Below are 19,744 nucleotides of genomic sequence, written 5' to 3'. Positions count from 1 at the left end.
CCGCTGGACGGGAGAGACATCGTGTTGGCGCGCATCGCGTTTGCATGTCATGCAAAAGTGAGCATTATCAGGCTTGCGCCTACGATGGAGCCCTCGCCAGCACCCAGGGGGTTGGTTCCAATGCGATCGGCGACCGGCGCACGCTTACGCGCCCTCACGGCCGAACACGTAACACCGGGGGGACTGGTCCGGAGTGTCCGGCGAGAACGGGGGCTCACCCTGGAGCAGCTGGGTGAGAGAACCGGGTACTCAGCTTCTCAGCTCTCCCGTCTCGAACGGGAACTCGCGCCCATGACGGTCGATGCCCTCCGCCTCATCGCGGACGCCCTCGGGATTCCAGCGGAAACCATCAGCACCGCATTCAACGCGATCACCTTGGGCGGCCGGGGACACGATGGCCCAACCGGTCCCTATCCCAGCCTCCCCACTCCTACGCTGAGACGCAGGGAGGACGGTGACAACGTGAGGCGACGACGCTTTCTGGCAACCACCGCAGCCGCGGTCACGGCCGCCGCCGCACTCCCCGGCGGCCAAGCTCACGCCGACGATACTCAGCTGAGCGAACTGCTCGTCTCCCGGTTGAGAGACGCGATGCTGGGCCTTGGTACACCTGCACCGTGCGGCGACGGTGACCACCTAGCCGCAGAACTCGACCACGCTCACAGGGACTACCGCACCGGTGGATACGCCAGCCTGGCCGTCCGTCTGCCCCGCCTCCTCAGCACCGCCCACGCGGCGCCGTCGCCCGACCACACCCTGCTCGCCCGCAGCTATCTGCTCACCACGCGGCTCCTGATCAAGCTGGACGAACAGCAACTCGGGTGGATGGCTGCCGACCGGGCACGGCAACTGGCAGCCACATCAGGAGCCGCCGTCCTTGTCGCTGAGTCCTCGCGCCAACTCGCCGTCCTCGCCCGCAAAGCACAGTGGCACGATCAGGCGCTCACTCTCACTCTCGCTCTCACCGCAGCCGAAGCCCCCGAACTGCGTGAGGCCGGCATCCCGGGCGGAGCACTCCGCGGGCTGCTCATCCAGTCCGCCGCCTACACATCTGCCTGGAAGGGCGATGCCGCCGGGATGCGCGAGCTGACCACCGAAGCCGCCGCGGTCGCCGCAGATCTTGGTGGCGGCACGTATCACCTGGAAGTGGGTGGGTTCAGCCCCGCCACCGTCCAACTACACCTGGTATCCGCCGAGAACAGCGCCGGAGACCCCAGCCGGGCCCTCGCGGCGGCGGAGGCTGTCGACCCCGCGACTCTGCCCAGCGCCGAACGGCGCGCCCGTCTCCATACGGATATGGCTCACGCCCACCACAGGTGGGGGCACCGCGATGCCTGCGTCACCAGCATCCTGGCCGCCGAGCGTTGTGCTCCACAAGAGACGCATGCACGACCAGCCGTCCGGGCGCTCGTCTCCGGCCTGTTGCTCTCCGGCCGCACCACACCCGACCTCCGCGGCCTCGCTACCCGAGTAGGAGCCTCCCGCCCGTGAGCCGGCGCCACTGGCGGTGACCCTGACGACGAGAACCTGACGTCTGCCTGGGCTGAGCCGGGCTTGTCCTTCACGACGAAGCCTGACTGCCGACGACATCCGGTGCCCGGTGCATGCCGAAGACGTCGCGGCTGCGTCGAAGCGGAATAGGTACATCCATCGCCTCGCTCCCTCGCAACGAGCGGCCGGAAGGGGGTCGCCAGGGACGCCGCCTCGTTCACGCGGCGCATGCCACTGGTCGGCTGACGCCGGACGTTCGAGGAGTCTGTGTGCCTGTTCCGCGTCACCTTGAGGCCCTCCGGATGGCGGTGTGGGCCCGGGGCGAGGGCTGACCGGTCCGGTCCCCGGGTCCCGGTCAGGTGTGGAGGTCGCCGTGTTGGACGGCGATGATGGTGCCGGAGTCCCTGGCGTCGTTGGTCTGTGCGAAGAGGACGGTGCGGCGTTCCTGGGGGAGGGCGGCGCCGACCTCGGCGGCCAGTCTGGCCAGGTCCCGGCGGCAGGAGGGGGACCGCTCCAGGAGAGCCGTCAGTTCCAGGGTCCACAGGCCGAGGAGGGTCCGCCGGACGTCGTCGGGTGCCGTGGCCTCGTCGACGAGGGCGGCGTTGTGGTCGAGTTGCGCGGCGATCGCGGCCCGGCGGTCGGGGGTCTCGTCGCGGTGGAAGAGCCGCAGGACGGCCCCTCTCGTGTTCTGCCACAGGTCCGTCGCCATGGCCGCGACGACCGCCGCGGCGCCCGTCTCGGCGAGGGCCACCAACTCCTGGGTCACGTACGCTCCTTCACTGGCCGCGGGTGAGGTGGATGTTCTGCGTGCCGTTCTGTGTCGCGTAGACGACCCCGTTGCCCGACGCCCGGTTGATCATCTTTCCCGGGGCCCGAGCGGGCGGGGCCGGAGCGGCCGGGGAGTCGCCGGTCGGTGCGGTGGTGGCGTCGGGTTCGGGTACGCGTGGGGCGCTCGCGTACCCGGGCAGGTGCAGCCACGCGTCCGCGGCGTGCTCCTTCTCCACGAGGGCGACCTTGCTGAAGGTCTCGGGTTCGATGCCGGGGTAGCCGTGGCGCACGGTCTCGTCGTAGAAGTGCTGCGAGATCAGGAGCGAGGCGGTCACGGTGTCGGGGGCCGCGTCGAGGGCGGCCCGCGCCTGCCGGGCGTCGAGGAGTCTGGCGAGGACTTCGAGGGGACGCCCTGTGACCTGGCCGTCCGGGCCGAGGCAGACGTCTCCCGCGTGCAGCGCGACCCGGACCCTGATGCTGGTCAGGGGGCCCGCCATGCGGTTGTGGGCGCGCAGCCGGACCGCGAGTTCGGGCAGCAGCGGATGGATCAGCCGCCTCTTGCGGACGCCGGGCGGCGCGGTGATCCGGAACCCGTCGCCCAGGTCGTCCCGCAGGCAGGTGTCCCAGTCGATGCCGCTCTCTTCGAGGGCCTCGCGGAGCGACTCGCGCAGCACGTCGCGGATCCGGTGCAGCGCCACGTTGCCGCGCGCCGCCGAGTGCGCGATGTCGACGGCCAGCAGGGCCCGGTGTTCCAGTCTCGGTTCCATGCGTTCCTCCACGACGGCGGTGACTCCTGGCGACCTGTGTCCGCCGAGCGCCACGATGCCCGCTCGGCGGCGCCCGGATCCCGTCGCCGTACGGGATTCGGCCGAAATTCGCGGGGCCGGTTGTCGGTGAAGACCCCACCCGCGGCGCGTCGCGCGGCGCACACTGGTCGGGAAGCAGCGAGTCAGGGGGGACGTGTGGGGGACGCAGGCGCCTGTCGGAACGCCCGCGGTGGACGGTCGCGGGCCGGCCCCGGCTGGCCCGCCCCGAGCCTGCTGGGCGGCCTCGGCGGGGTGGCGCGCGATCAGTTGCTCGCCCTGGGTGTGCACACCAGGTACGAGGCCGGCCGCGTGCTCATCCGCGAGGCGGAGCCGACCGGTTTCGTCCTCGTCCTGCTCGGCGGCGTGGTGAAGGTGACCGCGCGTACCCACGACGGGCGGGACGCGCTGCTCGCGGTGCGCATGGGCGGCGACCTGGTCGGCGAGTTCGCCGCCGTGGACGGCGGCCCGCGCTCGGCGACGGTCACCACGTGCGGGGCCGTGGCCGCCAGGCTCGTCACCCGCGGCGACTTCCTCGACTGCCTGCGCAGGGAGCCGCGGATCGCGCACGCCGTCAACGCCTCCATCGTGACCAAGCTGCGCGCCGCCAACAGGCACCGTGTCGACTTCGCCGGATGCGACGCCGGTACCCGGCTGGCCCGGGTACTGCACCAGATCGCGATGACGTACGGGGAGCCGCTGGGCGCCGGGGCGGTCATCCGCTGGCCCCTCACCCAGCCGGAGCTGGCCACGTTGTCCGGTGCGGCGGAACCCACCGTGCACAAGGCGCTGCGCAGGCTCCGCGAGACGGGCGTGATCTCCACGGGGTACCGGTCCATCACGGTGGAGGATCTCGCCCTGCTGCGCGGCGTGGCGTTCGCCGCCCCGTGACGGTGGAGGAATCGAGCAGAAACCGTCGTGTGACGGGATCGCCGCACCGGACCGTTCCTAGTGTGGCGCGCGGAGACCGAGGGGCACGGAGACCGAGGGGCACGGAGACCGAGGGGCACGGAGACCGAGGGGCACGGAGACCGAGGGGCACGGAGACCGAGGGGCGAGGATACGGGCCGCGCGGACGCGCGGCCCGGGAAGGCGGTGGTGAGGCATGGAACAGCCGGAAGACCACAACGACGCGGCGACCACCGGCTCCGGACAGGGCGGCGTGCGGGAACCGGGCCGGGCGGCCGGATACCGGGTGGACATCGGCGGCGCCGCGAGCGGACCGGTGATCGCGGGCCACCACAACGTGGTGGTGGACGCCCAGCACGGGTCCGCCGTCACCCTGCTGATGGCGGGGCAGCGGCCCCGGCCCGTCCGCCGGGACCGTGTCCATCTGCTGCCCGGGCGGCGACACACCCCGCTGGGCCGCAACGCGGAACTGGCGGCCCTGGCCGACGCCGTCGGCTCCGGCGGCCCGGTGCTGCTGTGGGGGCCTCCCGGCGTCGGCAAGAGCACCCTGCTCCGCCACGCCGCGCGCAACCTCTCGCCCGGCCCCGACGGCGTGCTGCTCTTGTCCGCCGCCCACAGGGAACCCAGGGACCTGGCGCAGGACATCTTCGAAGCCTGTTACGACACCGACGGATACGCCCCTTCCGGCACCGAAATGCGCCGCCTGATGGCCGGTGTGGAGGTGACGGTCTACCTCGACGACGTCGACCTGACCGCCGAGCAGTTACAGGAACTCATGGACGCGGCGCCCGACGCCACGTTCGTCCTCACCAGCCGCGAGCGGGTGCTGCTCGGCGCGGGCACGGTGCTGGAGATCAAGGGGCTGGACCGTGCGGCGGGCCTGGAACTGCTGGCCCGCGAACTCGGCCGCCCCCGGCCCGAGGAAGCGCAGGCCGCCGCCGAGCTGTGGCAGGCGGCGGAGGGCGTGCCCCTGCTGCTTCTGCGCGCGGCGGCCCTCGCCCGGCGGGACGCCTCCGGCAGCGTGCTGCTGCCACGGCCCGGCGCGAGCGCGGAGCTGCTGCCGCTGCTCCTCGACCAGTTGGACCGCGACACCGCGCACGTGCTGCACCTCCTGGCGACCCTGGCCGACGCCGAACTCGCCGCCGCGCACATCGGCGCACTGACCGAGGTGCCCGACCCCGCCGCCGTGTGCGGACGCCTCGTGGACCTCGGTCTCGCCACGGTCACGGAGGTCGGGTACCGGTGCGCCGCCGACGCCGTACAGGTCGTGCGGGAACGCCACCCGGAACCGTTCCCCGCCGAGCGGCTGTGTCTTCACCTCGCGCGGTGGGCCGCGCAGCCGTCCACCCCGCCCGCCGACGTCGCCGGTCACGCGCGCGCCCTGGAGGCGGCCGCCGAACTGGCCGAGTACGCCGGACGCCCCGACCTCACCGTCGACCTCGCGCGCGCCGCCGCTCCCGCTCTGGCCCGCGCGCTGCGGACCGACGCGTGGGGGCGGATGCTCGACATCGGCCTCGAAGCGGCCCAGCGCACGGGCGACACCCGTGCGATCGCCTACTTCACCCACGAGAGCGGCGTGCGGAGTCTGGTCACCGGGCGGCGTGTCGTGGCCGGGGTCCTGCTGTCCGAAGCCGTGGTGCTCTGGCGCCAACTCGGTGACCATGTCGGCGCCGACGCCGCGGCGGGCGCGGGGCAGTACGCGCCCGCCCCGCCCTCCGTGGCACCCGACGGAGGCGCCGCGACGGCCCCGAACGCCGACCCGTCTTCCTCCGGCGTCAACGGTTCGCCCGGTGACGCGCCCCAGAGCGGTGACCCCGGCTCGTCCGTCGACCCCGGCTCGTCCCTCGACTCCGGCTCGGCCGGTGACCCCGGTTCGTCCGCCGGCTCGGGCTCGTACGGGGACTCCGGTTCGTACGGTGACGGCACCGCGGGGCAGACAGGACAGGGCGCCCCCGCGGACAGCGGTACGGCCCCGGACGCCACGGCGACCCCCGACCCCGGCCCCCATGCCACCCCGGACGCCACCCCTGACGGCGGCCTCACCGCCGATCCCGGCTTGACCGACCACCCGGCGGCTCACACGGGGGAGTTCGCCCAGGGCCCGGCAGGTCCAGGCCCCGCGCCGGACGTGTCCAGCGCTACGACGGCGCAGGTACCGTCCGGCGCGGGAGGAGCCGGCGGCACAGCGGGCACCACCCACGCGGGCTCCTCGGCCGCGACGGGGGCCGCCGCCACGGGCGGCGCTTCCGTGAGCACGGCGGTGCTGACCACGATCGCCGTCGTCGCCGCCGTCGCCATCGGCGGGATCGCCTACGAGAAGCATCAGGAGTCGGAAGAGCGGAAGGATCTGGCGACGCTGGAGACCCCCACACCGCTCCGGGACACTCCGACGCCGAGGCTGGACCTTCCCACGCGCGACGCGCCGGATCCGGCACCGCGCGAGGAGACCACCGAGCCGCCGGAGCCGACGTTCACGCGGGACCCGGTTCCGGAACCGACCCCGACCCCCACCGGACTCGCCGGGACGTGGCGAGACAGTCGGGGGGAGATCTTCTCGCTCTCCGAAAAGGCACCCGGCGTCTACACCATGAAGTTCGCTGCCTGCACCGGTGGTTTCACCACCGCGGAGTTCAGAGGCGGCAACGGCACCTATCGCGGAAATCCGTCGGTGTCCGCGAAGGTCAACGGCTCGTGCGGCCGACTGGACCTGAGTGCGACCATCACCCTCGCCGGTGGGGACGACAGCGACACCGGCCAGTACACGGAACAGCTGCGTCCGGGGTCCTCGCAGAGGATCCAGTGCACCACCTGTGGAACGCGAACGATCACCCGTCTGCGGTGACACCGACCGCCTTCTTCCGCCTGCGACGACGAGGAGACCCCATGGCACCCGCACCGGACAACAGCTACTCGGTCAGGGTCGGCGGTGACGCCTCCGGCCCCGTCGTGGCCGGTCACGACAACCGTGTCGAGACCCGACACGCCCCGGCCGGCGGCGCGTCGGGGGCCGGGGACGAGCCCGGGAACACCCCGGACACCCAGACCAACACGGCGAGCGACAACGCCAGCGTCTACACCGTCATGAACGGCGAGTTGCACATCCACCAGGCCGAAGGGACCGAGGGGGCCTAGCCGGTGCAGGCCAGGCCCGGTCGGTCCCTCCACCTCGCCGGGCGGCGGGCGGCAGCGGACGACTTCCGCCGCCTGCCCGCGGGGTGGGCCTCAGGCGGGCTGGAGCGCGCCGGTGAACTCCCGTACGACGGCGTTGCAGAAGGCGGGCAGGTCGTGCGGACCCCGGCTGGAGATGAGCCGGTCGTCCACGACGACCTCCTCGTCGACGACCTCGGCGCCCGCGTTGCGCAGGTCGGTGCGGATGCTGGGCCACGAGGTGAGGCGCCGCCCGCTGAGTGTGCCCGCCTCTGCCAGGGTCCAGGGGCCGTGGCAGATGGTGGCCACGGGTTTGCCGGCCTCCATGAACTCCCGCGCGAAGCGCACCGCGTCGGGGTCGGTGCGCAGCTGGTCGGGGTTCATGGTGCCGCCCGGCAGCAGCAGGGCGTCGTAGTCCCGTACGGCGGCGTCGGCCACCTGCTTGTCCACGGGGAAGGTGCCCGCCGGGTCGATGTCCATCTGGCGCGCGTTGATCTGACCGGTGTGGAGGGAGACCAGCTCTGTCTCCGCGCCGGCGCCGTGCAGCGCGCCGCGCGGCTCCTCCAGCTCGACGCGTTCGACCCCGTCGGTGGCGAGAATGGCGACCTTCTTGCCGTGCAGTTCCTCGGTCATGGTGCGGTGTCCCTCCGCTGTCGGTGCCGACTCCGTGTCCGGCGTCCGCTCACCACAACAGGCTCCCATCCGGCCGCCCAAAGGTGTCAAACGGGGAGGAAATGCCGCGCGGTCGGCCCGCGTCACCGCGAGTCGGCCCCGCGTCGCCGTGAGCCAGCCCCGTGTCACCGTGAGCCCGCATCCGTCACCGTGAGCCCGCATCCGTCACCGAGAGGCGGCCCGTGTCACCGTGAGTCAGCTGCCGAGGGTGCCGTGCAGCAGTCCCGCCAGGGTGTCGGGGGGTGGCGCCGCGGCGTGGGCGGCGGCCCGGGCGCGGCCCTCGGTGCGGGCCCAGTCCCACCAGTGCTGCAAGGTCTCCCCGTCCAGCCGCTCGGCGGGGATCACGGCGGGCCAGTCGAGCGCCCGCGCCTGGGCGCTGACCTTCGCGCCGCCCGCCACGGGGTCGACGGCGATGACGGGCACGCCCACGCGCAGCGCGAGCACCAGCCCGTGCAGGCGGTTGGTCACCACCAGGTCGGACCTGGTCAGGAGGGCGTCCACCTGCTCGGGCGTGGCGCACAGCCGCCAGTCGCGGGTGTCCAGCCGCGTCTCCAGCGGCAGCCGCGCGCAGTCGTGCGCCCCCAGCCACGCGGTGAGGCGCCGCACCGTCTCCTCGTGGCGGCGCTGCCCCGCGTACTCGTGCTGGCCCGAGGTCAGCACGGTGGCCACCACACAGGGCGGCTCCCGGGGAGGCCGGGTGCCCGCCGACAGGTCGGGCCTCGGGTCGGTGGACGGCAACCCGTCCCTGGCGATCACCTCCGCGAAACCGCGCACCGCGGGTGACCCGGGGTCGATGACGGAGACGCCCACGGCGATGCGGCGGCAGTGTGCGAACTCCTCGTGCAGTGCGGCGACCTGCGGGCCGTGCAGTGGCCCGCAGACGAAGACCAGCAGGTCGTAGCGTTCGGGGCGGACCGTGGCCAGCGACAGCTCGCCGGGCCGGAACGCCGGGCTCCACGCCACGTCGTAGGCCAGTCCCACCTCACGTGCCACGCCCTCGACGCGGCGCAGCGCCAGCACGTCCCCGGCGGTCGCCTCCCCGTCCTCGAAGCTGAACCACCCCGCCAGCAGCGCCCGTCGGAAACTCACGGTGTTCCGCCCTCCCGGCCCGCGGCGGGCGCGGCGGTCGCGGGCACCGTCCCGTCCGTCGCGCCGCGTGCGGCGACGTCGCCGGACCCGCCGTCTCCCCGCGCGCCGTGCGCCTTCGTCGCGCCGGTGCTCGCCTTTCTCGGGTCCGCGCCGCGCGGGTACGCCTCGCCGGACGGCCGCGGGGCCGGGTCCTCCAGGCGCGCGCAGGCGTCGAGCACGTCGGCCGGGTGCAGCCGCAGCAGGCGGGGGTCGGGGCGGGCGCCATGCGGGTCGCCGGGGCGCGGCCCCTCGCCGGGGGAGGGGCGCCACAGCGTCCGGTGCCGGGGGTGCGGTGGCGGTCCCCACAGCGCGGGGGAGACGGGGCCGAACAGGACGACGGACGGGGCGGCGAGGGCGGAGGCGAGGTGAGCCACGCCCGTGTCGCCGACCACCACGGCGCGGGCTCTGGCCACCAGCGCGGCCAGCAGCTCGAAGGGGAGGCCCGAGGCGCCGCCCGGCACCGCGCGCGCCGGAAGCCCGGCGCGCGCGGCCACCTCGTGCGCCAGGGCGAGTTCGCCGGGGCCGTGAGTGAGCACGACCTCGTCGCCGCGCGCCCGCAGGCCCCGCGCGACCTGGGCGAACCGTTCGGCCGGCCACCGCCGGGCGCCCGCGTCGGCTCCCGGGTGCACGAGGACGGCGCCCGGTGCGGGCGAGGACACCTCGGGGTCGCCGAGCAGCAGGTCGCCGGGGTCGGCGGGGATGCCGTACCACCGCAGCAGGCGGCACCAGCGCAGCCGTTCGTGCTCGTTCTCCCGCCAGGCGGGTGCCGAGCCTTCCGCGTAGGCCAGCAGGCGGGCCGGTGCGCTCGCCGCGAGCGCGGCGCGGCTGGTCGCGCCGTTGCCGTGGAGGTCCACGGCCAGCCGGGGCGGCGGCCACGGCCAGCCGAGTGCGGAGGGGACCTCGCGTGCCGCGCCGCCCGCGGGCAGCAGCACGTCGGCGACCTGGGCGGCGCGGGCAGCCGGTGCCAGCCACGCCGGTGCCGCCAGGACCAGTTCGTGCGTGGGGTGGGCCCGCCGCAGCGCCCGCAGCGCCGGTACGGCGGTCAGCAGGTCGCCCAGCCCCAGCGCCCGCAGCACCAGCGTCCTGGGCGTCCCCGCCCGGACCCCGGCACCCGCACGGAGCGCGACGGGCCGCGTCTCGTCTTCCTCGCCGCTGGCCGGACCGCCGGCGGGACCCGGCCCTCTCGCGCCGGGGCCGCTCCCGCTCACGACTCCACCCCGGACCGCCCGCCGGGCCCCGCCCGCCCGTCCGAACCCGCCGTTCCGCCACCCGGATCGGCGACCCCGGCAGTCCTGCCCGTATCAGCCGCCCCGCCCGCCGCTGTCGCCGTGCCCGTCCCACCCGCACCTGCCGTTCTGCCCCTTCCTGCCGTCCCGCCCGCCCCTGCCGTCCCGCCCGCCCCTGCCGAGCGTCCTGCGCGGCGGGCGAGTGCGGTGGTGGAGCGGCCGTCCAGGTACGGCAGGAGAAGGACACGGCCGCCCCACTCCTCCAACGTGGCGGCTTCGGGGAGGCGTTCGGTGCCGTAGTCGCCGCCCTTGACCCACACGTGCGGGCGCAGGTCGCGCAGCAGCAGTTCGGGGGTGTGCTCGTCGAAGACGGCGACCGCGTCGACGCAGTCGAGCCCCGCCAGCACGGAGATCCGGTCGGCCTCGGGGGTGAGGGGGCGGCCCTCGCCCTTCAACCGGCGCACGGACACGTCCGAGTTGAGGCAGACGATGAGGCAGTCCCCGGTGCGGCGGGCGTTTTGCAACATGCCGACGTGCCCGGCGTGCAGCAGGTCGAAGCAGCCGCCGGTGGCGACGACGGTGCCGCCGCGTGCCCGCACGGAGGCGGCCAGGGCGCGGGCGTCCGTCAGCGAGCGGTCGGCGGCGCGGACCGGCGGCGGCGCGGCGGACGCCGACGGGGCGCTGCCGGGCACGCCGCCCCACAGCCGGGGGTTGCGCACGCCCCCCGCGGCCACGAACGCGCCGGACTGCCGCACCGCCTCGTGGGTGGCCTCCTCGGGCAGGGCGCCCTCGGCCAGGGCGCGGGCCGCTGTCGCGGCGAAGCAGTCGCCGGCGCCGCACGGGTCGCCGTCGGCTTCCTGGAGCGGCGGGAAGTAGAGGGGGGCCTCGTCTCCCGGCCTGGCCAGTACGGCGCCGCGCCGCCCCAGCGTCACGGTCACGGCCGCGCTGCGCCACGCGGTGGCGAGGGCGGCGCCGCGCCGCCCGTGCCCGTGCAGCCCTTCGCCGTCCGCGTCGGGGTGCGGGTCGGCGCACAGGGCCGTGGCCTCGGCGGCGTTGGGGGTGACCAGGCGGGCGCCGGGCACGGGGGGTTCGCCGCGCGGATGCGGGTCCCACACGACCTGGGTGTGTCCGGCCAGTACGGCGAGTTCGGCGCGCAGCCGGGCGGCGACGCCGCGCCCGTAGTCGGCGACGAGCACGGTGTGCGCCCCGGCGAGCGCGGCCCGCACCTCGTCGGTGACGGGTCCCACGGTGCCGCCGCCCCGGTCCACCCGCAGCAGCGGGCGCCCCTCGGCGCACAGCCGGGTCTTGACGGGCACGCTGCCGCGCAGGGGCAGCTCCAGCACCTCGACGTGCGGGGCGAGCAGGTCGCGGACGAGCTGGTCGGAGCGGCTTTGGCCCAGCGCGGTGACCAGGACGACCCGGGGGCGGTCGGCGTCCGGATCGGGGAAGGCGGTGGCGAGGACGGCGGCGAGCCCGGCGCCGCCGGGCCTGCTGTGCTCCTCGGACACGTCCAGCACCGGAGCGGGCGCGTCCGGCGCCAGCCGGCTGGCCTGGCCCTCGACGTCGGTGTCCAGCAGGGTGTCGCCGACGACGACGAGCGGGCGGTTGCGCGGCATGCACGCCTCCTTCGGGGGCGGGGCTTCAGCGGGTGGCCCGGGCGACGGTGCGCCCCTCAGGTCACCTCTCGGGCGACATCTCGGGCGCAGACGTGTGCTCCGCCGCCGGCAGCCTCACCTGGCCGTCCACGGCCGGCGGCGGGGCCGTCGCGGCGAGCAGGCCGGCGGCCGGCCTGCCGGCCGCGTCGAACGCCTCGCACAGCAGGTGCACGGCGACCAGGTGCACTTCCTGCACGGTCGCCGTGGTGGCCGCGGTCACGCACAGCGCGTCGTCGGCGGCCGTGGCCAGCGGGTTGGGTCCCGGCCCTGTCAGTGCCCACACCCGCAGCCCGGCGCGGCGTCCGGCGGCCGCTGCGGTGAGCAGGTTCTCGCTCCGTCCCGAGGTGGACAGCAGCATCAGCACGTCGCCGCGGCGCCCGTGGGCCGCGACCTGGCGGGCGTACAGCTCGGCGAAGCCGTAGTCGTTGCCGATGGCCGTGACGGCGGAGGTGTCGGCGTGCAGGGCGATGGCCGAGTAGGGGGGACGCTCGCCCTGGTAGCGGCCGACGAGCTCGGCGGTCAGGTGCTGTGCCTGGGCGGCGCTGCCGCCGTTGCCCGCGGCCAGCAGCCGCCCGCCGTCGCGCAGTACCTCGGCCAGTTCCTCACCCCACGCGCTCACGTGGGCGGCGTGGGTCCGCCGGAAGGCGGCGACGGCCTGTTCGAGCGCCTGGCAGTGGGCGTGTGCGGGGTCGATGGGGAGCATGGTGGTGGCCGCGGGCCGGGTGGTGGGGCCGCGGCCTCCCTCCTTCGTGTGACGGGAGACGACTCGTGTGACGTGAGATGACTCGTGTGACGTGAGATGACAGGGGCGGTGCAAGAGGCGGGACGGACGGGACGGTGACGCCGCGGGGCGGCCGTCAGGGGTGACGCCGGGGGCGGCCGTCAGGGGAGGTCTGTCACGGGGCGGCCGTCACCGTGGCCGGTTCGGCGGCGGGCGCGGAGCGGGCCGCGAGCACGTCCCGGTAGACCTCCTCGGTCTGGCTCACCACCCGCTCCCAGCTGTAGCGGGAGAGCACCCGGCGCCGCCCGGAGGCACCGTAGGCCCGGCCTCGCGCGGGCATCGCCAGCAGTGTCCGTACGGCGCTCGCCAGCGCGGCGGGGTCGTGCGGCGGCACGAGAAGCCCCGTGCCGCGGTGCGCGACGGTGTCGCGCTGGCCGCCGACCTCGGTGGCCACCACGGGCGTGCCGCAGCTCATGGCCTCCAGCGGGACGATGCCGAACGGCTCGTAGTCGGCGGGGCACAGCACCGCGTCGGCGGCCCGCATCAGCCGCGGCACCTCCTCGCGGCCCAGTCCGCCCGTCAGGTGCACCCGGTCGGCGACGCCCAGCTCACGCGCCAGCGCGCGCAGCCGCCGCGCCTCCGGGTCCCGGTCCAGCGCTTCGCCGCCGGGACCGCCCGCGACGAGGAGTTCGGCGCCGGGTACGCGGGCGAGCGCGGCGATGGAGACGGCCGCGCCCTTGCGCGGCACCAGACGCCCCACCTGGACCAGCAGCGGACGCCGTGCCGGGCGCGGCCACAGCGGTCCCGTCGGCGTGAACACGTCCGGGTCGACTCCGCAGGGCACCACCGAGACCCGGTCGGCGCCCACGCCCATCGCGGCCAGTTCCTCGACCTCGTCGCGGCAGGTCGCGATGATCCGGTCGCAGGCGGTGCCGACCGCCGTCTCGCAGGGGATGCGCTCCCCCGGGCTGGTGTCGGCCTCCTTCTGGTGCCGCTTCTTGACGGTGCCCAGCGCGTGGTAGGTGTGCGCGAACGGCAGCGCCCGCTCCTGCGCGGCCTGGAGAGTGGCCAGCCCCGACATCCAGAAGTGCGAGTGGACCAGGTGGGGCCGCTCGGCGGCCCACTGCGCGGACAGGAAAGCGCCGAACATGCCCATGTAGGGCAGCAGTTCGTCCTTCGGCACGGGTTCGGGCGGTCCTGCGGGCACGTGGTGGACGTCGACACCGTGGCGCAGCGGCAGCCGCTCGGGCAGGTCGGGGGAGTCCCGCCGGGTGTAGACGGTCACCCGGTGCCCGCGGGCGGCCAGCGTCTCGGCGAGCCGCGCCACGTGGACGTTCTGGCCGCCCGCGTCGGCCCCGCCCAGGGCGGCCAGCGGACTGGCGTGCTCGGAGACCAGCGCGATCCGCAGCGGCGCCTGCTCCTTCTTTCCGCCCGTCATCAGCGGGTCACCTCCTCGAGAAGCCGCTCCCAGCTGTGCAGGAACGGTTTGAGCCCGTAGCGGCCCAGTGCGGCGCGCCGCGCACGGGCGCCGTCCTCGGCGGCCGCCTGGGGCTCGTGCAGATAGCGGCGGGCCGCGTCGGCCAGCACCTCGGGCCTGGTGGAGAGCACCCCGGCGCCCTCGGGCACCGCCTCGACGGCTTCGGTGGTGGCCAGCGCGACCACCGGCATGCCCAGGTGCATGGCCTCCAGCAGGGACAGGCCCAGCGACGTCCAGCGCACCGGGTGCAGGTAGCAGCGCCGCCGTGCCAGTTCGGTGTGCAGCCGCTCCTGCGGCAGATCCTCGGCCCGGCACCGCTCGGGGCCGAGACCCAGGTGTGCGGGGAGGCCTTCGGTGCGCATGCCGAACACGTCCAGCGGCGCGGCCTCGCTGAGCGCGGGCAGCAGGTCGGTGCCCACGTGGCGGCCGCGCCGCACGGGGTCGTTGACGACGACGGCGGCCCGCTCCAGCTCGCCGGTCCACTGGTGTCCCGGGTCGACGATGCCGTGTTCGATGACGGTGGTGGGTGTCGAGCCGTTGTCCCAGAAGAGCCGGTTGAAGTGGGTGACGTGCACCAGTGTCAGGCCTGGCCTGTCCGCGTACGGGTGGCGGGTGTCCGGCACGTTCCCGTCGGGCGCGTTGTGCTCCAGGTAGACGGCGGGGATGTCGCGCCCCGGGCGGCGCCCGCCCAGCCAGCGGGTGGCCAGCTCCTCCTCGTGGGGGCGTTGGAGCACGACGGCGTCCACGTCCGCCTCGGCGAGCTCCTCGGGGGTCACCTCGCGTACGGAGTCGGGCCAGGTGAACGTCTCGGCGCGGCCCAGCCCGTCGGGACCGCGGTCGGGCAGCACCGGTACCAGATAGGTGTGCGGTCCCTGCACGAACGCCGTCGTCCAGGAGCCGTGCACGTGCCAGATCAGGATGTTCATGCCCCGGCCTTTCGGTTCGTCGTCACAGGCGCGCGGACCGCGCCGCGCGCCGCGTCTGCGGTGCTGTGCGCTGGGGTGGTGCTGTCCGCACGGTTGGTGCGTGGCGTACGGGCGGAGCGCGAACGGGCGGCGGGCGGCAGCCGGTCGAGCGCGGCCAGCACCTCGGCGTCCTCGATCCCGTCCAGGCAGGGGTGGCCAGAGACGGGGCAGGACACCGCGCGGGTGCCGGCGCACGGCGCTCCCCGGTCGCCCAGCAGCACGTGCGGCACCCCGAAGGGCTCCCACCGTCCGGCCGGGACGACGGGCGCGAACAGGCACACGACCGGAGTGCCCACCGCCGCCGCCAGATGGGAGGGGCCCGTGTTGCCGACGAGCACCGCGCGGGCACCGGCCAGTACGCCCGCCAGCTCGTGCAACCCGGTGCGGCCGCCCAGGTCGAGGGCGTGCTCCCCGGCGACGGCGGCCGTCAGTTCCTTCTCCGAGGCGCCTCCCGTGACCACCACCCGGTGCCCGGCCCCGGCCAGCGCCGCCACCGCGCGCGCCGCCCGCCGCTCGCTCCAGGCGCGGGCGGGCGCGGTGGCCCCGGGGTGGACGACGACGTAGGGGTCAGTGCCGGTCAGCGGGCCCGTGTCGGGCGGGGGCTGGATGTCCAGTCCGCCGTGGTCGCCGGGCGGAAGGGCGAATCCGGCGGCGGCCGCCAGGTCCATCGCGGCCCGCGCCTCGTGCCGCCCGCGCCCCCTGCGGTGCCGCAGCTGGAGCAGCGAGCCGGGATAGTCCTCGCTGTCGGCGGCCACCCATGGCACCCCGGCCAGCTTCAGCAGCAGCGCGGCCGGCAGCGGGCTCTGGTGGTAGGAGGTGAGGATCAGCGCGCGGTCGAAACGCCGGGCGGCCAGGGCGGCGACGAGCGCGTCGGCGGCTTGCCCGTCCACCGCGGCCGGGTCGCGCCCCACCCACGGGGCGTCGAACGTGACGACCTCGTCGACCCCGGGCAGCAGCCGTGCCGCCGTCTGCCCCAGCGGTCCCGCCAGCAGCGTGACGCGTCGCGACCCGGCGGCCGCCATCCGCACGGCGGGCCCCGCCAGCAGGACGTCACCGACGCTGTCGAGCCGCACCACGAGCGTGTGGGGCCGGTCCGCGCCGCGAGGCGCGAGGCCGCCGGGCGCGGGGTGGCGGGGCGTGCGTTCCGGGCGCGTCATCCGAGGCCTCCGGGACGGGAGCGGGTGTGGGCGCGTGTGTCGTCCGGGCCGTGCGCGGGGCCGAGCAGGATGCGGACCGCCGAGGCCAGGTGGCCCGCGGTGCGCGGGGCCGCGTCGGTCTCCTCGGGCCGCGTGGCCTCGTTGGGGACGAGCAGGCCGGGCGCGCCCGCGTGGTGGGCGGCCAGCAGGTCGGTGCCGATGTCGCCGACGACGACTGTGCGGGCCGGGGGCAGGCCCAGTACCCGGCAGACCGCGTGCACCAGTCCCGGCGCCGGCTTGCGGCAGCCGCATCCCGCGCCGGGAATGTGCGGGCACACGGCCGTGACCTCGATGGGCCCCAGCAGTTCCGCCATGCGCGCGTGCAGCGCTTCGAGCTGGGCCAGGGTGAGCAGGCCGCGCCCGATGTCGGGCTGGTTGGTCACCACGGCGGCGCGTGTCCCCGCGGCCTCCAGCAGCCGCATGGCCTCCGCCGCGTGGGGCCGGGCCCGTACCCGGGCGGGGTCGGTGTTGTGCGGCACGTCCTCGATGAGGGTGCCGTCCCGGTCGAAGAGCACGGCCGCGGGCGCGCCTTCGGGCGGGGCGTCGGGCCTCGGCGCGCTGCCGGGCGCGAGCGCGCTGCCGGTGGGGATCCGCAGCAGCGGCGCGTCAGGCCCGTCCTGGTACCAGGTGGCGGCCGCGGTACGGAGCACCACGCCGACGCGCGCCGTGCCGTGCGGCGGCTGGGCCGCGGTGCGGATGCTCATGGCCACACCCCCGTGCCGTCGCACCACCGGGCGGGCCGGGCCTGGAGCTGGGCGCGGGCCCAGTGGAAGGTGGCCACCGGCGGGATCAGCAGGCTGCTGAGGGCCATGGTGACGCCCTCGTCGCGGGTGCGGGGGCCTGGGCGCAACCGGGCGGTCAGCAGCTCCGCGGTGCCCAGCAGCCACAGCCCGCCCAGCGCGGCCGCGACGCGGGGCCTTCCGGCGGCCAGCCCGCCGAGGGCGGCCCCTGCCGCCGCCGTGGTGACCAGGTGCCGGGGCAGCCGGCCGCGCGCCGCGCCGGCCCGCCGCCACCATCCGGGGCCGTGCAGCCGGTTCATCAGCACGTCGTCCGCGTTGCCGCGCTGTGCCCGCACCGACACCCAGCGGTCGGCGGCGCGTACCGGGTGAACGGTGTGCCGTTCGCCCTCCGCCAGCGACCACCCCGCCGCGTCCAGCCGCAGGGCGAGGTCGGCGTCCTCGCGGAACGCGCGGCGGAAGCGTTCGTCGAAGCCGCCGACCGCCTCCAGCGCGTCGCGCCGGTAGGCCATGTCGGCGGTGATCCACTGCGCGGTGGCCAGCCCGGCGGTGTTGCGTTCCCAGTCCGTGGGTGGCCGGTCCGCGGGCAGCGGGACGGTGATGCGCCCCTGGGTGCCCGCCGTGCGGAGGGGGGAGGCGTCCGCCGCCGCCAGGTCGGCGGCCAGCCGTGCCGTCCAGCGCTCACCGGGGACGACGTCGTCGTCGAGGAAGGCGATCCACTCCTCCTCGGCGGCGCGCCAGCCCACGTTCCGCGCGGCGGCGGGCCCGGCGGCCGCTCCGGGCACCACCGTGACCAGCTCGGCCAGGTCCGCGGGCACCTCGACGGGCAGCGGGTCGCACTGCTGGGCCGGGCGGTCGTCGACGAGCACGATCCGGCGGGGCAGCGGCGGCCCGGCCTCGGCCAGCGCCTGGAGCGTACGGTTCAGCGACGGCCTGCCCAGGGTCGGGATGACGACCGCGAACGCGGGCGCCCGGCGTCCGCCGCCCGCGCGGCTCACGCCGCCTCCCCGTGGACGGCCTCGGTCTCCCGGGGCGGCGCGTCGGCCTCCGGGGGCGGTGCCTCGGCCTCCCGGGGCGGCGAGCCGGCGGCGTGGGACGGCGCGTCGGCCGTGCGGTGGAAGAGGTCGGCTCTGCGGACCACGTACGGGCCGATGGCGAGGAGGTCGACGGGGGAGGAGCCGAAGCACTCCAGCGCGTCGCGTGGATCGTCCACCATGGGACGGCCGGCCGTGTTGAGGCTGGTGTTGACGACGACGGGCAGCCCCGTCAGCCGCTCGAACGCGGTCAGCATCCGCGCCACCAGTGGCTCCCTCTCGCTGCTGACGGTCTGGATGCGGGCCGTGCCGTCGGTGTGCACGACCGCCGGGATACGGTCCAGCCAGGCGGTCCGCACCTCGTGCACGAACAGCATGTACGGGCTGGGCAGCACCCCGTCGAAGATCTCCGGCGCCCGCTCCCGCAGGACCATGGGGGCCACGGGACGGAACTGTTCGCGGCCCTTGACGTCGTTGAGCCGCTCCAGGTTGGCGGCCCTGCCCGGGTGCGCCAGCAGCGAGCGGTGCCCCAGGGCGCGCGGCCCGTACTCGCTGCGGCCCTGGAACCAGGCGACGATCCCGTCGTCGGCCAGCGCGCGGGCCACCGTCTCGGCCACGTCGTCGGGCTCCTCGAACGGCACCCCCGCCACCGTCAGCCACTCGCGCAGCGCGCTGTCCTCCCAGCGCCGCCCCAGGTCGGCCCCGGCCATCGGTGCGGTGGCGTCACCGCCCTGGGCGGCCAGGGCCAGCGCCCCGCCCAGCGCGGTCCCCGCGTCCCCCGCCGCCGGCTGCACCCATACCTGCGAGAACGGGCCCTCGGCGGCGATCCGCGAGTTGGCCACACAGTTGAGCGCGACGCCGCCCGCCATGGTGAGCAGCTCGTCGTGGGTCTGCCCGTGCAGCCAGCGGACCATGTCCAGCAGCGTGTCCTCCAGACACCGCTGGGCACTGGCCGCCAGGTCGGCGTGCTCCTGGGTGAAGTCCTGCCCCGGCCTGGCGGGCGGCGCGAAACTCTCCCAGGGCACCTGTTCGGCCACGAACCCGCCGTCCCCGGTGGAGTGCACGTACCGGCTCAGCTCGGCGGCCATGCGCGGCTTCCCGTAGGAGGCCAGCGCCATCACCTTGTACTCGTCCGAGGAGCGCAGGAACCCCAGGTGCGCGGTCAGCTCCTCGTAGACCAGCCCCAGCGAGTGCGGCAGCTGCTGCCCGCGCAGCGGCTCGACGACACCGCCCCGGCGGCGCCCCGCCAGATGGGACGTCGACTCGCCGCGTCCGTCCACCACCAGCACGGAGGAGCGGTCCGCGTCCGGCGCGGCGAACGCCGAGGAGGCCGCGTGCGCCAGGTGGTGCGCCACGAAGTGCACCTTCTCCGGCTCCAGACCCGGCAGCGCCTCGCACAGGAAGGAAGGGGCCTCACGCGCGTAGGTGAGGCGCAGCGGGTCCCACGGGTCGTCGAGACCCATGTCCGCCGCGGGCTTGGCCAGGTCCGGGTCGAAGGAGTAGGCCACCGCGTCGAGGTCCTGCGGACGCAGCCCCGCCTCGGCCAGACACCAGGCGGCCGCCTGCTGGGGGAGCTCCCAGGCGGCGAACGGCACCGGGCGTTTGCCGTGCTTGCGGCGGGAGAACCGCTCCTCCTCCGCCGCGGCCACGGTGTGCCCGTCGATGACGAGCGCCGCCGCCGGGTCGTGGAAGAGAGCGTTGATTCCGAGAACGCGCATGGTCTGGTCCGCCTTTCGCCGGACGGGCGCCGACTGGAGAAGGGGGGGCGGTGGGGAGGGGGACGCGGGGGGTGTGGCGAGAGGGACGGGGAGGGGC

The 19,744-nt window shown here is 75.4% G+C and carries 17 protein-coding genes; 4 read left to right on the top strand and 13 right to left on the bottom strand.

Annotation, left to right across the window (positions count from 1 at the left end):
- Nucleotides 1-84: 84 nt before the first annotated feature.
- Complete coding sequence (locus MMF93_RS11600) at nt 85-1,491, top strand: helix-turn-helix domain-containing protein (RefSeq protein ID WP_341483328.1); 1,407 nt, start codon at nt 85-87, stop codon at nt 1,489-1,491.
- Nucleotides 1,492-1,846: 355 nt separating this feature from the next.
- Here MMF93_RS11600 and MMF93_RS11595 read toward each other — a convergent pair whose 3' ends face one another.
- Entirely contained in the window at nt 1,847-2,257 is a 411-nt protein-coding gene (locus tag MMF93_RS11595) for a hypothetical protein (RefSeq protein ID WP_242751248.1), read from the bottom strand.
- A gap of 10 nt (nt 2,258-2,267) precedes the next feature.
- A complete protein-coding gene (locus MMF93_RS11590) occupies nt 2,268-3,026 on the bottom strand; it encodes a hypothetical protein (protein ID WP_242751247.1) in 759 nt (252 codons plus the stop codon).
- 195 nt (nt 3,027-3,221) lie between these two features.
- On the opposite strand from MMF93_RS11590, the gene MMF93_RS11585 reads away from it, so the two are divergent.
- The 3 genes from MMF93_RS11585 to MMF93_RS11575 all read left to right on the top strand — a co-directional run bounded on the left by MMF93_RS11585 (nt 3,222) and on the right by MMF93_RS11575 (nt 7,103).
- The gene (locus tag MMF93_RS11585; RefSeq protein ID WP_242751246.1) at nt 3,222-3,953 is read left to right on the top strand and encodes a Crp/Fnr family transcriptional regulator; all 732 of its coding nucleotides are present in this window, start codon (nt 3,222-3,224) and stop codon (nt 3,951-3,953) included.
- A 214-nt stretch (nt 3,954-4,167) separates the two neighbouring features.
- Nucleotides 4,168-6,813, top strand: a complete 2,646-nt coding sequence (locus MMF93_RS11580) for an ATP-binding protein (RefSeq protein WP_242751245.1) — start codon at nt 4,168-4,170, stop codon at nt 6,811-6,813.
- Between the two features lie 41 nt (nt 6,814-6,854).
- Complete coding sequence (locus MMF93_RS11575; RefSeq protein ID WP_242751244.1) at nt 6,855-7,103, top strand: hypothetical protein; 249 nt, start codon at nt 6,855-6,857, stop codon at nt 7,101-7,103.
- A gap of 90 nt (nt 7,104-7,193) precedes the next feature.
- On the opposite strand, the gene MMF93_RS11570 is transcribed toward MMF93_RS11575, so the two are convergent.
- From MMF93_RS11570 to MMF93_RS11520, 11 genes are all read right to left on the bottom strand, one after another.
- Nucleotides 7,194-7,751 carry a type 1 glutamine amidotransferase domain-containing protein gene (locus MMF93_RS11570; protein WP_242751243.1) on the bottom strand — a complete coding sequence of 186 codons (558 nt, stop codon included), beginning with the start codon at nt 7,749-7,751 and terminating at the stop codon, nt 7,194-7,196.
- 234 nt (nt 7,752-7,985) lie between these two features.
- On the bottom strand, nt 7,986-8,879 hold the full coding sequence (locus tag MMF93_RS11565) for a polysaccharide pyruvyl transferase family protein (RefSeq protein ID WP_242751242.1): 894 nt from the start codon (nt 8,877-8,879) through the stop codon (nt 7,986-7,988).
- Nucleotides 8,876-10,126 (bottom strand): glycosyltransferase family 9 protein, encoded by a 1,251-nt coding sequence (locus tag MMF93_RS11560; protein WP_423835400.1) that lies wholly within the window; start codon nt 10,124-10,126, stop codon nt 8,876-8,878. Before MMF93_RS11560 ends, MMF93_RS11565 begins: the two co-directional genes overlap by 4 nt.
- Nucleotides 10,123-11,760 (bottom strand): D-glycero-beta-D-manno-heptose 1-phosphate adenylyltransferase, encoded by a 1,638-nt coding sequence (rfaE2, locus tag MMF93_RS11555; protein WP_242751241.1) that lies wholly within the window; start codon nt 11,758-11,760, stop codon nt 10,123-10,125. Before rfaE2 ends, MMF93_RS11560 begins: the two co-directional genes overlap by 4 nt.
- 61 nt (nt 11,761-11,821) lie before the next feature.
- Nucleotides 11,822-12,502: a D-sedoheptulose-7-phosphate isomerase gene (locus tag MMF93_RS11550; RefSeq protein ID WP_242751240.1), complete on the bottom strand. Its 681-nt coding sequence runs from the start codon at nt 12,500-12,502 to the stop codon at nt 11,822-11,824.
- Between the two features lie 193 nt (nt 12,503-12,695).
- Entirely contained in the window at nt 12,696-13,958 is a 1,263-nt protein-coding gene (locus MMF93_RS11545) for a glycosyltransferase (RefSeq protein ID WP_242751239.1), read from the bottom strand.
- A complete protein-coding gene (locus MMF93_RS11540; protein ID WP_242751238.1) occupies nt 13,958-14,923 on the bottom strand; it encodes a glycosyltransferase in 966 nt (321 codons plus the stop codon). Before MMF93_RS11540 ends, MMF93_RS11545 begins: the two co-directional genes overlap by 1 nt.
- On the bottom strand, nt 14,920-16,119 hold the full coding sequence (locus MMF93_RS11535; protein ID WP_242751237.1) for a glycosyltransferase family 9 protein: 1,200 nt from the start codon (nt 16,117-16,119) through the stop codon (nt 14,920-14,922). Before MMF93_RS11535 ends, MMF93_RS11540 begins: the two co-directional genes overlap by 4 nt.
- On the bottom strand, nt 16,116-16,862 hold the full coding sequence (locus tag MMF93_RS11530) for a D-glycero-alpha-D-manno-heptose-1,7-bisphosphate 7-phosphatase (RefSeq protein WP_242751236.1): 747 nt from the start codon (nt 16,860-16,862) through the stop codon (nt 16,116-16,118). The genes MMF93_RS11535 and MMF93_RS11530 overlap by 4 nt, the downstream gene beginning before the upstream one ends.
- Complete coding sequence (locus tag MMF93_RS11525; RefSeq protein ID WP_242751235.1) at nt 16,859-17,893, bottom strand: glycosyltransferase family 2 protein; 1,035 nt, start codon at nt 17,891-17,893, stop codon at nt 16,859-16,861. Before MMF93_RS11525 ends, MMF93_RS11530 begins: the two co-directional genes overlap by 4 nt.
- Nucleotides 17,890-19,647 carry a carbamoyltransferase family protein gene (locus tag MMF93_RS11520; protein WP_242751234.1) on the bottom strand — a complete coding sequence of 586 codons (1,758 nt, stop codon included), beginning with the start codon at nt 19,645-19,647 and terminating at the stop codon, nt 17,890-17,892. The genes MMF93_RS11525 and MMF93_RS11520 overlap by 4 nt, the downstream gene beginning before the upstream one ends.
- Nucleotides 19,648-19,744: the final 97 nt, after the last annotated feature.

The organism is Streptomyces tubbatahanensis (genome assembly GCF_022699385.1).
In the GTDB taxonomy this organism is placed as follows: domain Bacteria; phylum Actinomycetota; class Actinomycetes; order Streptomycetales; family Streptomycetaceae; genus Streptomyces; species Streptomyces diacarni.
The sequence above is the reverse complement of the archived record's forward strand: the minus strand, read 5'-3'. Positions and strand labels throughout refer to the sequence as shown.

Bases quoted from the DNA above. Each gene is read 5' to 3' on its own strand.
- MMF93_RS11600 (WP_341483328.1), top strand. From the start codon at position 85: ATGGAGCCCTCGCCAGCACCCAGGGGGTTGGTTCCAATGCGATCGGCG.
- MMF93_RS11590 (WP_242751247.1), bottom strand. From the start codon at position 3,026: ATGGAACCGAGACTGGAACACCGGGCCCTGCTGGCCGTCGACATCGCG.
- MMF93_RS11580 (WP_242751245.1), top strand. From the start codon at position 4,168: ATGGAACAGCCGGAAGACCACAACGACGCGGCGACCACCGGCTCCGGA.
- MMF93_RS11575 (WP_242751244.1), top strand. From the start codon at position 6,855: ATGGCACCCGCACCGGACAACAGCTACTCGGTCAGGGTCGGCGGTGAC.
- MMF93_RS11570 (WP_242751243.1), bottom strand. From the start codon at position 7,751: ATGACCGAGGAACTGCACGGCAAGAAGGTCGCCATTCTCGCCACCGAC.
- rfaE2 (WP_242751241.1), bottom strand. From the start codon at position 11,760: ATGCCGCGCAACCGCCCGCTCGTCGTCGTCGGCGACACCCTGCTGGAC.
- MMF93_RS11550 (WP_242751240.1), bottom strand. From the start codon at position 12,502: ATGCTCCCCATCGACCCCGCACACGCCCACTGCCAGGCGCTCGAACAG.
- MMF93_RS11545 (WP_242751239.1), bottom strand. From the start codon at position 13,958: ATGACGGGCGGAAAGAAGGAGCAGGCGCCGCTGCGGATCGCGCTGGTC.
- MMF93_RS11540 (WP_242751238.1), bottom strand. From the start codon at position 14,923: ATGAACATCCTGATCTGGCACGTGCACGGCTCCTGGACGACGGCGTTC.
- MMF93_RS11535 (WP_242751237.1), bottom strand. From the start codon at position 16,119: ATGACGCGCCCGGAACGCACGCCCCGCCACCCCGCGCCCGGCGGCCTC.
- MMF93_RS11530 (WP_242751236.1), bottom strand. From the start codon at position 16,862: ATGAGCATCCGCACCGCGGCCCAGCCGCCGCACGGCACGGCGCGCGTC.
- MMF93_RS11520 (WP_242751234.1), bottom strand. From the start codon at position 19,647: ATGCGCGTTCTCGGAATCAACGCTCTCTTCCACGACCCGGCGGCGGCG.